The 16347-nt window shown below is 41.8% G+C and carries 16 protein-coding genes; 12 read left to right on the top strand and 4 right to left on the bottom strand.

Going from position 1 to position 16347, the window contains the following annotated elements; genetic code table 11:
* The first annotated feature begins 87 nt into the window (after positions 1–87).
* Together E7X56_RS07620 and rsgA are read left to right on the top strand one after the other, a co-directional pair.
* Complete coding sequence (locus E7X56_RS07620) at positions 88–1317, top strand: ethylbenzene dehydrogenase-related protein (protein ID WP_135606206.1); 1230 nt, start codon at positions 88–90, stop codon at positions 1315–1317.
* Between the two features lie 550 nt (positions 1318–1867).
* Positions 1868–2425 carry a GTPase RsgA gene (gene rsgA, locus E7X56_RS07610; RefSeq protein WP_244603452.1) on the top strand — a complete coding sequence of 186 codons (558 nt, stop codon included), beginning with the start codon at positions 1868–1870 and terminating at the stop codon, positions 2423–2425.
* Positions 2426–2475: 50 nt separating this feature from the next.
* Here rsgA and E7X56_RS07605 read toward each other — a convergent pair whose 3' ends face one another.
* From E7X56_RS07605 to E7X56_RS07595, 3 genes are all read right to left on the bottom strand, one after another.
* The gene (locus E7X56_RS07605; RefSeq protein ID WP_256360054.1) at positions 2476–3621 is read right to left on the bottom strand and encodes an MFS transporter; all 1146 of its coding nucleotides are present in this window, start codon (positions 3619–3621) and stop codon (positions 2476–2478) included.
* Positions 3622–3831: 210 nt separating this feature from the next.
* On the bottom strand, positions 3832–4158 hold the full coding sequence (locus E7X56_RS07600; RefSeq protein ID WP_135606204.1) for a hypothetical protein: 327 nt from the start codon (positions 4156–4158) through the stop codon (positions 3832–3834).
* A 117-nt stretch (positions 4159–4275) separates the two neighbouring features.
* Positions 4276–5010, bottom strand: a complete 735-nt coding sequence (locus E7X56_RS07595) for a DUF434 domain-containing protein (protein WP_135606203.1) — start codon at positions 5008–5010, stop codon at positions 4276–4278.
* Positions 5011–5068: 58 nt separating this feature from the next.
* Here E7X56_RS07595 and E7X56_RS07590 point away from each other — a divergent pair, with 58 nt between their 5' ends.
* From E7X56_RS07590 to E7X56_RS07560, 7 genes are all read left to right on the top strand, one after another.
* Complete coding sequence (locus tag E7X56_RS07590; RefSeq protein WP_135606202.1) at positions 5069–5731, top strand: SagB/ThcOx family dehydrogenase; 663 nt, start codon at positions 5069–5071, stop codon at positions 5729–5731.
* Positions 5732–5788: 57 nt separating this feature from the next.
* A complete protein-coding gene (locus E7X56_RS07585; protein WP_135606201.1) occupies positions 5789–6823 on the top strand; it encodes a radical SAM protein in 1035 nt (344 codons plus the stop codon).
* A 215-nt stretch (positions 6824–7038) separates the two neighbouring features.
* Complete coding sequence (locus E7X56_RS07580; RefSeq protein WP_135606200.1) at positions 7039–9447, top strand: histidine kinase N-terminal 7TM domain-containing protein; 2409 nt, start codon at positions 7039–7041, stop codon at positions 9445–9447.
* Positions 9448–9471: 24 nt separating this feature from the next.
* Positions 9472–9714: an ATP-binding protein gene (locus tag E7X56_RS07575; protein WP_135606199.1), complete on the top strand. Its 243-nt coding sequence runs from the start codon at positions 9472–9474 to the stop codon at positions 9712–9714.
* 224 nt (positions 9715–9938) lie between these two features.
* Complete coding sequence (locus E7X56_RS07570) at positions 9939–10361, top strand: hypothetical protein (protein WP_135606198.1); 423 nt, start codon at positions 9939–9941, stop codon at positions 10359–10361.
* 89 nt (positions 10362–10450) lie between these two features.
* Positions 10451–10891: a hypothetical protein gene (locus tag E7X56_RS07565; RefSeq protein ID WP_135606197.1), complete on the top strand. Its 441-nt coding sequence runs from the start codon at positions 10451–10453 to the stop codon at positions 10889–10891.
* 570 nt (positions 10892–11461) lie between these two features.
* Positions 11462–12052 (top strand): toll/interleukin-1 receptor domain-containing protein, encoded by a 591-nt coding sequence (locus E7X56_RS07560; protein ID WP_135606196.1) that lies wholly within the window; start codon positions 11462–11464, stop codon positions 12050–12052.
* A gap of 26 nt (positions 12053–12078) precedes the next feature.
* Here E7X56_RS07560 and E7X56_RS07555 read toward each other — a convergent pair whose 3' ends face one another.
* Entirely contained in the window at positions 12079–12705 is a 627-nt protein-coding gene (locus E7X56_RS07555; protein ID WP_244603451.1) for a VTT domain-containing protein, read from the bottom strand.
* Positions 12706–12913: 208 nt separating this feature from the next.
* Here E7X56_RS07555 and E7X56_RS07550 point away from each other — a divergent pair, with 208 nt between their 5' ends.
* The 3 genes from E7X56_RS07550 to E7X56_RS07540 all read left to right on the top strand — a co-directional run bounded on the left by E7X56_RS07550 (position 12914) and on the right by E7X56_RS07540 (position 16237).
* Complete coding sequence (locus E7X56_RS07550; RefSeq protein WP_135606195.1) at positions 12914–14338, top strand: ribulose-bisphosphate carboxylase; 1425 nt, start codon at positions 12914–12916, stop codon at positions 14336–14338.
* Positions 14339–14681: 343 nt separating this feature from the next.
* Positions 14682–15491 carry an FTR1 family protein gene (locus E7X56_RS07545; protein WP_135606194.1) on the top strand — a complete coding sequence of 270 codons (810 nt, stop codon included), beginning with the start codon at positions 14682–14684 and terminating at the stop codon, positions 15489–15491.
* A 248-nt stretch (positions 15492–15739) separates the two neighbouring features.
* Positions 15740–16237: a PepSY domain-containing protein gene (locus E7X56_RS07540; RefSeq protein ID WP_135606193.1), complete on the top strand. Its 498-nt coding sequence runs from the start codon at positions 15740–15742 to the stop codon at positions 16235–16237.
* Positions 16238–16347 lie beyond the last annotated feature (110 nt).

Genomic DNA, 16347 nt, shown 5'->3' with positions numbered 1-16347 from the left:
CATTCTTGTCTATAATTAAATTGTTGAGTAACTAAACGCCGGTGAAAATTCAGGTGTAAGTGCCAACAAAGTGGGGAGAAAAGGATAATGATATCAAGAAATGCAAGTAAAGCAATCATAGTGATACTAGCTGTGATCATAATACTAACATCCGGCTGTGTTGAGGACGAGGGGGAGGTAGGACCAGAACAGCTGTACGATCAAAGCAAACTGAATGTGATCAAGGTCACGAATGTGCCAGTAGTGGATGGTGAAGCAGACCATCTATGGGCTGATGCCCCGGAACTGACCATTCCACTTGGTGAGACATACGACACCCAGGACCCGGCAAGCATTACCGACTGTGCCGGATGCCATGCCTATGACAGCGACACAACAGTTACACTAAAAGCTGTTTATAATGACACTCTCCTGACCGTCCTGGCGACCTGGCCTGATCCAACAGCGAGTTTCACCCGTGGTGGTTCCTGGTCATTCATTGATGGAACATGGGTGAAACAAGATCCGGAACAGTCCGAAGATCGTATCTCTTTCTTCTGGCCTATCGGAGAGATCCAGGGCGAACCCTATGATACGGGGGGCTGTATGGCTAAATGCCATATCTATTATCCAACAGACACTGATCCTCATGTCAGTACCCATGACATCATTGATGATTCCTGGTTGAAGAGCGGACGAGCGGATATGTGGCATAGTAAAGCAGGAAGAGGTGCAGGACTGACTTCAGCTACAAGCTTAGGCCTTACGGTAGATCCGGACACTCATGAGGTTGTTGCTGGAACTATCTCTACGATCGGGTACGCTGATGACAAGTATGTTGATGTCTGGGCAAACGATACTATCAATGGGGAAGATGGTGGGCGTTATGGTGATGAAGGAACCAGTGCATATTCACATAACCGTATTGCAGACAAGTCACGTCCAAAATATATGGAAACGGACCCGGACGATTTTGCTGATGCCATGATTCTAACCCAATCTGAGATCGATGCAGGTGAAACTATCGGAGATGAAAACACAGGTGTGAGCGACGAAGATGCTGTCACTTACTGGTCTAAATATGAAGCCTTGGACGCTGTAGTCCCGGAGCGGATTCTCAGGACACCAGATGGTAGCCGCGCTGACATCCAATTTGGAGCTGCCTGGAAGGACGGTACCTGGACAGCTGAGTTGTCAAGAGATCTTACCACCGGCAATGATGATGATGTTCAGTTCAATACAAGTGAGGAACATTACTTCGGGGTTGCCATATTTGATAACTCACGACATGGTTATCAACATATGACCTCCCGGATGTATTACATGAAGTTCATATGACCTCGTCACCAGAAACTGAACGTTGAGAGGATGTGGTTGTGCAAAGTCAATCACGTCCTATTTTACTCTTTAGTAAAGAACAGGTCTTAACCTCAATGAAAAGTTCTCAGTCCTGACAAAATCCTTGTTATTCAAATGCTTCCCCTTTCAATTAAATTGATAACAGTAAGATTCACAATATACGTGAAAGGTTCTTGAAAATCATAAGCAATCTGTGTGTTTCTTGCATTTTATGTAAATGTCAAAAACCACATTTTTTAGGCTCTACCAAACAACTTATCTCTGTTAAACTAGATAGTTCTTATTCATGAATGACCAATATGAGCCAGAAATCTCTGGTCATTCCTATATAAATGTCATTCCGGGATGGAATGAAGAACTTGAATCAGCCTTTTCTGCCTATGCAGGGCCATACTTAGCTGGAAGAGTCGTAGCTCAACACAAAGCAGTCTGTGATATTCTTGTTTCAGATGCTATTATCTAGGCAGGAGTTGCTGAAACACTCCTTCGAATTGGTAAGCAACCAGTAGTGGGAGATTTCGTTGTTCTATTGGATCAGCCGGAATTAAGCTCACGTATGATTATGGATATCCTGCCCAGAAGAAGCTGCCTGTCACGCGGAGCTTCCGGGGATTGTCGCGAGGAGCAGCCGATTGCTGCAAATATTGATACTATATTTATTGTAACTTCAATAGGAAAAGATCTTAATCTGCGAAGACTTAAACGATATCTTACCATTGTGCATTCATCTGGAGCAAAACCAGTAATTTTACTAAACAAAATGGACCTTGCAGACGATCCATCTCAAATGGTAGAAAAAATAGAGTCTGTTGCAGGGGATGTGCCGGTTATTCCTATCAATGCTCTTTCAAAAGAGAGTGTGATTGAAATTAGTCCTTATATTAATCCTGATGAAACGGTGGCACTTCTTGGTTCATCTGGCACTGGAAAATCTACGCTTATCAATACTTTTTCTGACGGGAAAGCCCGGAAAATTATGGATGTTCGGGAAAATGATTGGAAAGGAAGGCATATAACCACAGCACGGCAGTTATTCCTTCTTCCCAATGGTGTATTTGTTATTGACAATCCGGGTATCCAATCATGAAATGCCTTGTATCCAGAGCTTTTCTTTCAATCAGCTTCATGACAACAAAGTTAGAATGTTTTCTCTTCAATTGATCTTGTTTTCATCGGCATTAGCACGATCAGCATTACTGCAGATACAACAGCAGCCATCGCACCATAGATAAATGGTGCCGGAGCACCTATCAGGTCCCAGAGAATTCCAGCAATGAGGTTTGCGAAGAGCATCATTATACCAATTGCAGTATGGTATATACCAAGGGCAGTTGCCCTCTTATCAGAAGGAACAAGATCTACTACGTACGCTCTTCCAATTCCATCGGTAAGTGCCGCATACAGCCCATACACCACAAAAAGCAGCCAGACATAGCTATTTTCAGCAGTTAGCGCAAAACCTACATATACGCATGCAAAGATCAGGAACCCGCATGTCATGAGATTGCGCCTTCCTAGTTTATCCGATAATATGCCTGCAGGGAATGCACCGATCGCAAAGATCACGTTGTACAAAATGTAGCACAAAAGTACGGTGGAAACGGAAAAACCCAGATCCTGAGCTCTCAATATCAAAAATACATCACTTGAGTTCCCAACAGCGAATATAGATGTTATTAATAAAAATACCTTAAAATCCCTTCCAAATTGGGACATTTTAAATGAGATCTTTGTATCGAGTATGTGCCTTCGTTCAGATACAAAGAACATTACAAACAAAACACCAATCAAACCTGGAATAAATGCTATCAGAAAAAGCAGGCGATAGTCATTATTTGTAAGATATAATATCATGATCGCAATAGCAGGGCCAAGCACCGCCCCGATGGTATCCAGTGTCCTATGAAGTCCATAGGACTTTCCCCTCTGACATGGGTCACAGGAATCTGCGATCAAAGCATCACGGGCAGATGTACGCACACCTTTTCCAAATCTATCCATAACCCGCGCAACAAGAACGAGCGGCCAAGTATAAGCAAAAGCGATCAAAGGCTTTGAGATGGCGGAAATGCTATATCCGGAAAGCACAAAGGGCTTACGCCTTCCAATTTTATCTGAATACCATCCTGTAATTACTTTCAGGAAACTTGCCGTACCTTCAGCAATTCCCTCAATAAGGCCAACCACTGTCATTGGAGCCCCCAGTACAGCGGTGAGAAATATTGGAATAACCGGATATAGCATCTCGCTTGCTATGTCAGTGAATAAGCTTACAAGACCCAGAATAAAAACATTCTTTTTGATACCAGTGATAAGAAAATCAGGTTCCTTTGATCTTCTTATTTGATCTTCTTCAGGAATCGGCCTAGTTTCGACAATATCTGTTACCCCCTTCTTCAGTACGAAATATCATTGAACTTCATGACATTAACGATTTGTGTTATCTTTGAATTAGTAACTGTCTTGTAGAAGCTCTACCGGTGATTCAACTTATTACTTACTAACTTTACCAAATTTATCTATCAAGCAACCTAATAGAGAACCGAGAATTAAAGTCATGATGAAAATAGGAAATAATGCGAATGGATCATTCCAACCTATAAGAATAGCTGATGGCAATAAAATAAGAAATGAAATTATTATTCCTTTTAAGGCACCGTTGATTTTGATGTCTGAGGTTGCAATTAGGAACCCAGAGACAACCCAGAGGAAAAAGGCTGATAAATTAGCATCCCATGTGAGATTTTGAATAAGCATTGGAATGACATCAATAATCCCGGCAACGACTCCTAGTGTTAGGCCTAATCTAATTTTCGTCATTAGTTTTTGTAAGATATATCTACATTTAAACATTTTCCAGTTTTGCATTATTAATTCAATTGCAAATAATATAAATTGTTAAGTTTTTGTATTGTTCAATCATCGTCAAAATCGCAATCAGCAACGCCTGTTCCACGTCTCCGACCTTTCCCTGGCATGAGCATTGAGACTAAACGGCTTATCACTCTTCGCATTCTGTTTCATCCAGCATTCCGTAATATCAACCACCTTATCCACAGCATCCACTATAATGCTGTCAGCAGTTGCTATTACTGCATGCGGTCCTGCTTCCTTGAGATCGAAATCCACATGTTTTGAGGTCCTTGCATCGGCTTTGAAAGTATGATCTTTAGATCTTTTAAGAATGAACTGTGCAAGTTTACCACTGTTGCTCATCTGGGAGTCCAGGAGGATGGTAGCTGACGTCACTTTCAAAGTTGAAAGGGTTGAGAGCATCTCGTCAACTGCCATACAGGTCGTATCCGTGATCTTGTGGTTCCTGAATATTCCACTTGTGTCACGCAGGAATCCATCATCTGCAAACCATATGGGTTCATTTTTGAGTGCAGTTTCAATAGTTATCAGGACATTATAGCCGTCGACAAAAACATCGCATCCTTTTAATTGGGAGCAGCCGAGCTTCTTTTTGCTGCGGTTGTCTGCGATCTCGGGTGAAACAACAAGTCTTGTGAGTATGTGCCTTTCCTGCTCAGTCAATCTGTAATGATTGCTTACAAAAGTAACTGCACTCTTTCTCGTATATCCTCTGGAGAGAAGATACCTTATGTCCATTGCAGGTTCTGAAAGCTTTTCTTTCAGCTGATCGGCTGGAAGCAGATATTCGTCAGACATTGTAAATACTTTGCTATGAGTAAGATTTATAGATGTCGCACACCAATCTATTATTTTGATGAGTAGGTATATCGAAAGAAATGAGAATGATCGGTTTGATGCAGCGAGAGATCCTGCGGACCCATCGCCTGAGGTCGAACTTCCAAAACCGGTCCTTGCCGGCAATATTTCCATCGAACAGGCCCTTGCAGAAAGGCGGTCCATTCGTTCCTATTCCAATAATGAGCTGTCTCTTTCTAATGTGGCTCAACTTCTCTGGGCTGCACAAGGGATGACCTCGGATATGTTTTTCAGGGCAGCACCATCAGCAGGTGCCCTTTATCCGCTTGAGGTGTATCTGGTTGCTGGAAATGTAAGTGGGCTGGATGTTGGTGTTTACAGGTATGTACCATCCAGGCATTCAATGATACGGATTTTTAAGGGTGACAGAAGGGAAGAGCTATGCCGGGCTTCGTTGTCACAACCACAGATCAGGGATGCTGCTGCGGTTGTTGTGATCGCGGCGGATTACTCACGCACAACGGTAAAGTACGGGACTCGTGGGATCAGGTATGTACATCTCGAAGTGGGCTGCGCTGCTGAGAACATCTATCTGCAGGGAGTGTCACTTGGCATTGGGACGTGTGCGGTGGGTGCGTTTGATGATGAGGAGGTTGCTTCCATCCTTAACCTGCCAGCCAATGAAGATCCATTGCTGATACTGCCGATAGGGTATGTGTAACATCAGTCTCAGCATGACACCGTAATGTTTTCAATAGAAGCGATCAAATCTATCTATATGGGGGATCCAAAGTTTCTAAACCGCTATCTCAAAGTAGAGCGGGATGAGCTACCAGCCCGTTTCAGGATCACAAAAAGCATTCCTGTGGACTTCGATTCTTCGGCTTCAGTTGAAGATCTCTGGGAGGTCCATGATCGTGAGATGGGGAAATTTCGAGAGTTACTGGAAAGTATCGATTCGAAAGGAAAGAACATTGGACTGCCAGAAGCGACCCCTTCCCTTCTTGATCTGAAAATAGCGATCGTTGAAAGGATACTTGAAAACTGTCATATGTGCGAGCGAAGGTGTGGTGTGAATCGCAGGGCGGGTGAAAAAGGATTCTGCAGATTGCTTGAAACCTCCCGATACGCCTCTGAATTCTTACATATGGGGGAAGAACCGGAACTTGTACCTTCACATACGATCTTCTTCACAGGGTGTGTCTTTGCCTGTGTTTATTGTCAGAACTGGGACATATCCACCCGTCCTGAAAGTGGGACCGATGCAGATCCTGATAATTTGGCCACAATCATAAAGAGGAGACGACACGAAGGTTCAAGGAATGTAAATTTTGTAACCCCTACGCCACATGCACACTCTGTTTTGAAGATCATTAACAGGGTTCCTGTGAACATCCCTATGGTATGGAACTCGAACATGTATCATTCAAGGGAGGTGGCAAAACTGCTGGAAGGTGTGATCGATGTATATCTTGCCGACTTCAAATATGGTAATGATGAATGCGCAAGAAAGTATTCCAAAGTAAAAGATTATCTTAGTGCGGTCAAAAGAGATCATGAGATCGCTTATCAGAACGCAGAGATCATAGTCCGGCACCTGGTATTGCCAGATCATCTGGAATGCTGCACAAAACCGATTGCAAAATGGATAGCAGATCACATTCCAGAGGTAAGATTTAATCTGATGTTCCAGTACACGCCTTATTATAGAGCTTCAAAATACCCGGAAATAGACCGTCGGCTTACATCTGATGAAAAGAGACGTGCAATAGAGATAGTAGAGGAAGCAGGTCTTGAAGATGTCTTGATCTGATAGAACTCGATTAAATATTATGACCTGGTTCTTTTCCTGATAACTCTGGCTTCTTAAAAGTGAGAATGGGTAGTTCCAATTTAAAAAGACTTATATGGCAATTGACCTCAACAGAATAAAATATATCAAATATCTGCCTCCAATCATCAGTATAATTTAGAAAACAGCAACATGAAGTACAGTTGAGGATATAATAAGCATATATTTATAATATAATGCCTTATTTTCTTGAAAATAGTCCACTGACTGAAGGTGTTGCCACGATCCATCCTAGCTTATATTCGGATTTCTTAATAATTTCCGGGCTTTTGCTTATAATAATGTCACTCTATATCTGGCAGTTCAAGGACTCAGAATATATCACTTATTTTACAATGCTATTATTTTCTCTTGCGATCTATTCGATATTCTATGCGTTGGAAATATCTTCGACAACACTGGAAACTTCTTTGATCTTCTATAAGTTTCAGTATGTTGGTATCGTTATGATCCCTGCTTTCTTACTTCTATTCTCCATGAGCTATACAAGAGAAAAACAATGGATCACTCCTGCAAGGATTGCTGTCATCTTTATTGTTCCAACTATCACGCTGATCCTTGTGTTCACCAGCGAAATGCATCAGCTGTTCCACGAAGTTACTTACATCAATACTGTGGGTCCGCTTTTTGGTCTGTACTTTGAACCGGGCATATATTATTGGTTCAGTCAGCTCTATTCGATCATATTAATACTGTTTAGTATCGCTCTTTTCTTTAAGATGTGGTTATACAACAGGTCCTTTTTTGGCATGCATCTGATAATTCTAATTACCTGTTCGTTGATTCCTTTTTCAGTGTATCTGCTTTATCTGGCAGGATTTTTTCCTGACGGTTTCGATCCTATACCCTTTGCTTTTATTCTAAGTGTAATTCTGGCATACATCGGGATATTTCGTTATAAATTACTCGATATAACACCTCTTGCCCGCAGTTTTCTTTTTGAGAATATACCTTCCGGGGTCATAGTTCTTGATGGAAAGGAACGGGTTGTCGATATTAACAAATTTGCAGAAAAATATCTGGATCTGTCTGCAAAAGATATAGGCAAACCTGTTTCAGAAGTACTTGGATACTGGTCTGAAGTTCTGGACCTTGAATGTAACGATAAAGAGATAAACAGGACAGAACTGAAGAAAAGTCTTGCAGATGGAACTTTCTGGTTTGCTGTTAATGTCTCACCTCTTTATGATGAACATGATGACATTCATGGAAAAATGATCGTTCTGGACAATATTACAGATCGAAAGCTTACAGAAGAGATCCTGTCCATTCAACATGACCTTTCAATTGATATGGGAACACGTTCTGACTTTATAAGCACACTAAATTCTTTGATGGAACATCTGGTAAAGATCGAAGCTATTGATTCAGGTGGAATTTATCTGGTAGATGATAATGGGAACCTGGACCTGATTGTGCATAATGGACTTTCACAAGAGTTCATAGAACAATGCAGCCATTACGATCATAATTCATCCAATGCAAAAATTGTAAGAGATGGCAGACCGGTATACAAAAAGTATTCTGACATATCACCAGATGTCTCTAATAATAGCATGTATAAAGAATTTTTGTCTGAAGGATTGAAAGCAATGACTGCAATTCCAATCCATTTCGAAGGTGATCCCATTGCATGTATGAGTCTTTCATCTCACACTTACAACGAAATTCCTGAACAAACAAGGAATGGTCTTGAAAGTATAGCATCTTTTGCAGGCGAGTATGTCGCAAGAGCAAAAATGCAGGATATTCTGAACAGGCAGAAGGCCGATCTGGAAAACCTGTTTAATTCAATGGATGATCTTTTTTTTGTGCTGGATGAATCGGGGAACATCATATCGACAAATGAATCAGCCAGGTTAAAGCTGGGATACAATGAAGAGGAATTTACATCAATGAAGGCTATTGATGTTCATCCTGAAAAAAGCAAAGACAAGGTCATATCAATTGTCAACGAATTGCTTGGCGGTAAAATTGATTCATGTTCAGGTCCTCTTCTTTCCAAAGATGGTGCATACATCCCTGTTGAGACCAGGGTCACCGCCGGTAAGTGGAATGGCAAAAAAGTATTGTTTGGAATTTCAAGGGATGTAAGTGAACGCCAAAAATTTGAAAAAGAGATAATTGAGGCTAAAAATAAAGCCGAAGAAGCTAACCGCATTAAATCTGAATTCCTCGCAAACATGAGTCATGAGCTACGCACACCTCTTAATTCAATCATCGGTTTCTCACAGTTGCTAAATACCAATCCCTTTGGCAACCTGACTGAAAAAGAAATTAAATATTCAGACAATATAATGACCAGTGGGAAACACTTACTGGACCTGATCAACGACATTCTTGATATTTCAAAGATCGAAAGCGGGGAAATGGAACTTGAAATAGAAAAGTTCAGTTCCTCTTCCTTCTTTTCTGAAGTGGAAGATATAATAAAACATCTGGCAGATAGAAAGAACATTGAAATTTCTAATCTGGCTCGTTCTGAAAGTATCGAAATGTATGCTGACAGATTAAGGATGACACAAATATTGTATAATCTGTTAAGCAATTCCCTGAAGTTCACACCTGAAAATGGATGTATATAGATCAATGCGGCTGATCGTGATAATATGCTGGAGATCTCTGTGTCGGATAACGGTATTGGTATTCCCAAAAATAAGCATGATGAAATATTTGAGACCTTCAAACAGGCGGATTCTTCAACTTCAAAACAATATGGAGGTACTGGCTTAGGGTTGGCTCTGGTTAAACAATATGTTGAGATGCATGGCGGAAATATTTGGGTTGACAGTGAGGAAGGCATGGGCAGTACCTTTACTTTTACGATCCCTTCAAATCCTGACTATCAGTGATCAGTAACAAAGTTTTTAGATTCACATTTAAGTAAAAGCTCATTGGATCCATGGAGATCCACTAGCTTAACAGTTCTCAGTCCCTACAAAAAATATATATGTTGTTATTTCAATTTTTTATTTAGGGGTTTCGATATTATAACAACAAGACCGATCGAAGTTGCAAATGTGGAAGAGATTCCTGAAGGGAGCAGGATGAATTCCATTACAGGGGTTGGGATAGCATGGAATTAATTCCATATTTTCATGTACTTGTTGGTATCCTGATCTTTATTGTTGGATTTATTTTTCATTGGGTGGGTCAACTTATTTCAGTGCTGAATTGGGATTATGCCACCAGGATAGGACTTCAGGAAAAGAGAATGCTGCCTGAGTTCAAAGTATATGAACATGCAATAGCTGTTGCTGATGTATCTATTGGCTGGATCTATGGAATTGTGGCCATCGGTCTGATCCTGGATCTTCCATGGGCATTTAAGTTGGCATGGATTCCGGGTGTGATACTGGTATATCATAGCTTAAGTTATTGGTTCTGGATTGGAAACCAGAACAAGTTAGGTCATAATACCAACACGGAAAGGTTCAGGATCATCTGGTTCTTTTCAAATTTTATAACCGGTATTCTGGCAATTGCAATTGCATGGTAATGACTGTATTTTAATTAAATGCGATCACAAAATGCGAGACACAAACTACAAAATGAACTTAAACTAAAATTTAAACTGAGGTTTAGAATATGCAGGAACTGGAACTTCTGTCACGAGTGACCTTATATGTTCTTTTGTTATTGTTCGGATCGATCACACTTATCCTCTGGTGGTTCCAGATCAATGTCTATAAAGGGAAAGCTATGGACAACCCAGATGGTTCAAGCGATGACTGGCATGAGCAAAAGATACTGTTTGGAATGTCATTTGCAGACATAGTCATCATTTGTCCAGCTACTTTTGTTGGTATTGCCTTAATACTGATCGATTCCCACTGGGGATTTTACATTCTTGGACTGCTGAGTTTCTGGCATGTGTGGGTGAACACTGCTTTTACAGTTACCAGCTTACGGTTTGAAAAACCGGAAATGACTTTCATGTGGTTCATGGCTTATCCATTTGGGATATTGCTCGGTTTACTTTACCTTGTTTGGCTGTTTGTTCACTTCGAGATGGTGTTTTTCCCATAATGAAGTTAGAGCAACGGGATTAAACGATAGTCGTCAACCATCGGGTTATCATGTGTTAACAGAGACTTCTAACATGGTGGCCTGATGCACGGTTGGGGAACTGTGAATTCAGAAAGGGGTACTTTCTTTGCTCATGTAAGTACTCGTAAGAATTCCATCTATATGATGGTATATGGAGGTTTAGTCCACAAAACTATCATCTATGGGTCCCCTTACATGAGCAATCCCTTTTCCTTCATTTGAGAAATGCTGGTAAACAGGAAGTCATTAAAGTATAATCTTAAGTAGAAGTAATCTCAAATTAATTAATTGACCAAAGGGGGTATATTATTTGCAAAAAAAAGAGAATAGTTCATCACTTCAGCCAGAGCCAATACCTTGTCCGGAACCGGAACCAGAACCTTCGCCCGAACCAGTTCCATATCCCGAACCAACCAAAAGACCACGGGATAAGAAAGATTGACTTAAATATCAGATATGGTGCAAACACCTCTGCTTCAAAAGCCGGAGATCATTGCTTACATGTAATATCGCTGGAAAAAAGCAGGGATTATTTGAAGGTGAATAATCATGATAACCAGAGTCTATATTTCCCACTCTGAGCAGGACAGTAGTCTGGCTCAGGAACTGGAACATGTATTGTGGGTTGTGAACCTGGAGAGTTTTTCCTCTCTGTTCAAAAAGACCGATTCACTCTCCGATGCGGAACTGATCAGCTTTGGTATCCGCCATTCAGATTGTGTGATCGTCATCCTCACCATGGATGGCATATTGTCACCAAGAGTAAATCAGGAGATCGGTCTGGCTGTGGGCACAGATCAGCTGATAATCCCGTTGTTAGAATACGGAGAGAAATTACCGGCTTTGATAAGCCATCTTCCATCCATCGGTTTTTCCAGGGATACCTATGAAGATGCACTGGGGGTGGTCATAAAAGACATCCGGCAACTTACCAAACTGGACTGGCTTAAGATAAAATGTCCTCACTGTGGGGAGGAAATGACACAGTACATAACACCTCAGGAAGAGGTCGAGAAGGTTCTTCTGGAAGGGACAGACCTCAAGACCATGTGCAGTTACTGTGAAAATACTGTATTTCTGGACCCCAGGACATTCATACCTCGTTCTGCGGAATCTTCCTCGCATGAGCATTCAGACTGAACATTCTGTCAGTACTTTCAACCACTTCAGATCAAACTGTATCCCAGTTTTGAAAGCTCCACAAGCATAATGATAAGTGTAAAATTACCTACAAACAACGGAATGAGCATTTTTCGGAATGGGAATCCCACGATTGCAAGTGATATTGCGATTATATCACTTGGAAGAGGAGTCAATGAGTAAAAGAAGATCATCAGCATAGTTATCCTGTCATCGATCTTTTCCATCCATTTTGTCAGGCGGAAAACATTGCCTGCATATTTTCCCTTAATGCATTGCCTGCCTTTTGTACCCAGGTAATAGAATACCAGATCTCCAAAAGTGAGGCCTATGCTTGCAAATAATGCGATCCATATTGGGTTTACTCCTCCCAGGGATATTGTGATCAGGGCCGCGTAGAATGTGGTGGAGGTAAATGTGGAAACGCCACCGATCATAGCCAGCAGGAAGACAAAAATGTAAATGTTGCGTACTCCCAGTCTTTCGACTATTTCTCCCGGGGGATGATAAAAAAGGAGAATTGACCATGAAGCTATGAAGAGTACAATTAACCCGAGGATCTGGATGTTCTTTTTACCATCATGGTGAGGACAAATTCCCATTTCATTAGTATCTGTTTTTGATGGGATCAGCTTTTCATTTTTTATCTTCATTGAACCTCTTAACAATTTGAGAAGTTATAGGTTAAAATCCTTTCCTTGTTTCCATAGCTAATAGCATTCGGTTTTAGATAGTTGCTTAAATTGGTATACATATTGGTCAACTTTTCTGTTCTCTATATGACGTCTTCCGATCCCTTATTTCCCATCAGTTTCATTTCACTCCAAAAATTCAAATAGATTGCAAACTGTTATTCTTATTATGAGCTCGATTCATGAAGATCTGGTCCGATCGCTCGATTCCAAACAGGCAGCTTATGTTAATCTGGAACTACCGGACCCTACTAATGGGGAATATCTTCTTGGGGCCTTTCATTTAGTTCCTGGGGGAGATCTGAATATATTGCAGGCAGCTGCAGAGATCGCAGCGGAATCATCTACTGGTACGAACTTTAAAGTTAATACTGAGACCAAATTCTCTAAGACAATGAATGCTCTGGTCTATCAGCTTGACCTAGAAAGGAACCTTGTTTGGGTTGCTTATCCGTGGAGGCTTTTTGACAGGGGAGGTAATGTCCAGAACATCCTGACTTACATTGTCGGAAATATCCTGGGAATGAAAGAGATATCAGCACTAAAGCTGCTGGATGTCTGGTTCCCACCGGCCATGCTTGAGCAGTATGACGGTCCTGGCTTTACTGTTGATGACATGCGAAAATACCTGGATGTATATGACAGGCCGATCCTTGGTACCATTGTAAAACCAAAGATGGGGCTCACTTCTGCAGAGTATGCAGAGGTATGCTATGACTTCTGGGTAGGCGGAGGAGACTTCGTTAAGAACGATGAACCCCAGGCGAATCAGGATTTCTGTCCATATGACAAAATGGTACTGCATGTAAAGGAAGCCATGGACAAGGCAGTCAAAGAGACCGGGAAGAAAAAGGTCCATTCCTTCAATGTTTCAGCTGCCGATTTTGACACCATGATCGAAAGGTGTGAAATGATCGTCAATGCCGGGTTTGAGCCTGGAAGTTATGCATTCCTGATCGATGGCATAACCGCTGGCTGGATGGCAGTCCAGACCATCAGGCGCCGATATCCGAATGTATTCCTGCACTTCCACAGGGCAGCCCACGGAGCTTTCACAAGACCAGAGAACCCCATCGGGTTTTCAGTACTGGTCCTGTCCAAGTTCGCACGCCTTGCTGGTGCTTCAGGTATCCACACAGGTACAGCAGGTGTTGGTAAAATGAAAGGAACACCTGAAGAAGATGTAGTTGCTGCACATGGTATTCAGTATCTGAGCTCCAGTGGTCACTTCTTCGAACAAACATGGACAAAGATCATGGAAACCGATAAGGATGCTATAGATCTTGTACATGAGGATTCAGCTCATCATGTTATCCTCGAGGACGATAGCTGGAGAGGCATGAAAAAATGCTGTCCGATCGTTTCCGGAGGTCTTAATCCGGTCAGGCTGAAGCCTTTCATTGATGTAATGGGCAATGTGGATTTCATCACAACAATGGGTTCAGGTGTGCATGCACACCCTGAAGGAACTAATGCAGGAGCAAAAGCACTTGTTCAGGCATGTGACGCTTATCTTAAGGACGTAGATATTGCAGAATATGCCAAAGATCATAAGGAATTGGCACAAGCCATTGAGTTTTTCCAAAAGGCCTGAACGCGTTGCATAATTCCATTGAGATAACTGATAAATATGTTGCAGACCTGACTGATATCTGGGATTATTTCAGATCAGGTCCTGTAATCACTTTTTAATTTAGTTTCAATATCTTGCAGATTGCTTTTTCATTTGTGAATTTGATAAAACGAATTAGTGAGATCTTAATTTTGATATGTGGCAATCTCATTCTATTCCCGGAAATGTTTCAAACCATGCAATATTATTGTGTATGGTTGTGTGTATGGTTGTGTGTAGTGTTGCAGCATTTGCCGCAATACCAACTACAATATATCACCCCTATAATTGTTAGGCATGTCGAACAATAATAGGAATGGTTAAAATGTTCTCAAGCTTTATGATCACATTCAGGGAAGGGGTTGAAGCCTTTCTGATCGTGGGGATCATCCTCGCGTATCTTGTGCAGACAAGACGAACGGAACTGAACAGGTACGTCTATAGCGGGACAGGACTTGCTATCGTTGGAAGCCTGGTCGCTGCAGTTGTCTTCAATCTCCTTGCAATACAATTCGAAGGACGCAATGAGGAGGTCTTTGAAGGAATTGTAATGCTGGTAGCAGCAGTCATCCTGACATCCATGATCATCTGGATGGCACGTGAGAGCAACAACATCTCAACAACGATACAGGAGCATGTCGAAGGGAAGAAAGCCTACGGACTCTTTGCACTGGCGTTCCTCTCTGTGCTGAGGGAAGGTATTGAATCCGTACTCTTCCTAGGTGCAGCAGCAATGAACACGGAAACCAATGTTGTGCTCTACGGAGGGCTTACAGGTCTTTCTGTATCCATTGTGGTTGCATACATGGTGTTCAGATACTCGTCACATACGAACCTGAACAACTTCTTCAAGATCACCAGCATCTTCCTGATACTCTTTGCAGCAGGACTTGCAGCACATGGTGTGCATGAGCTTCAGGAAGCAGCTGTAGTTCCGATCATTGTTGAGCATGTATGGGATATCAATCACGTCATAGATGAGAAAGGAACCTTTGGTTCTATCATGAAATCCCTGTTCGGATACAACGGAAACCCGTCACTGATCGAAGTGCTTACCTATGTTGGATACTACGTCGCAGTTGGCATAGGGTTGAGAGTACCCGGAAGGCGCGAAAAGATCGGGATAAAAGCCTGATCATATCGGAGTTAAAAATCCATAACTGCTACCATCGATAAGAATGGTGGCAGATTTTTTTTGTTCATCACTCTTTAGAGTAAATTATGCTGCTGGCTCTTGATTTGTTTATTTGGAGCAGCCACTTTAAAGCGGTTGTGGTGCTTTTAGGCACAATCTTTAAATATCAACGAGTACATGTGGAACATATAGGCCACATATGCAAACTATGGTTACATGGTTTGAAGCAAACAAAGGATGTGAACAAAATGAGAAAAATAACAAACATGCTTTTGGTCGGTGCTATACTTTTTGCCGGTGCGGGAATGGTCGCCCTGACGGTACAAACTGATACTGTTCAGGCTGCTTATGGTTCAGGTCCGGGGTCTGGATGGGGTGGATGTCCTGCTTATGGTTCAGGATATTCAGGCTATAATCAGGCAGCTTCCGATTCCGGTTATTATGACCTGACTGTTGAAAGCATTGAGGATGCATTGGAAATAGCCGAGGAAGAGATCGATGCTGATGTGAATGAGGAGAATATCTACCAGATGGGTAGATGGTGGGTTGTGTATTATACGAACGATGATGGTGTTGTGATGCGCAGCTACATCGATGCATTCACAGGAGATGTGCTGGATACTACAGGTCAGTCATACGACTATGAGAATACGGGCCGTGGATATGGCATGATGTACGGTGATGGCTACGGTCCCGGAATGGGTTATGGATATGCGATGGGCCATGGTAGAATGTATCGGTACTGATAAATGAATTATGTGGATTCCCTGCCATTTATTTTTGAATTATACTCCCCACCATGGCAGGGATCATCCACTGACCTTTATGAAGAGTTTGATCCTGGTAGGAATGTGAT

The organism is Methanococcoides sp. NM1 (assembly GCF_900774285.1).
Taxonomy (GTDB): Archaea; Halobacteriota; Methanosarcinia; order Methanosarcinales; family Methanosarcinaceae; genus Methanococcoides; species Methanococcoides vulcani.
This window is presented reverse-complemented; position numbering and strand designations above follow the sequence as displayed.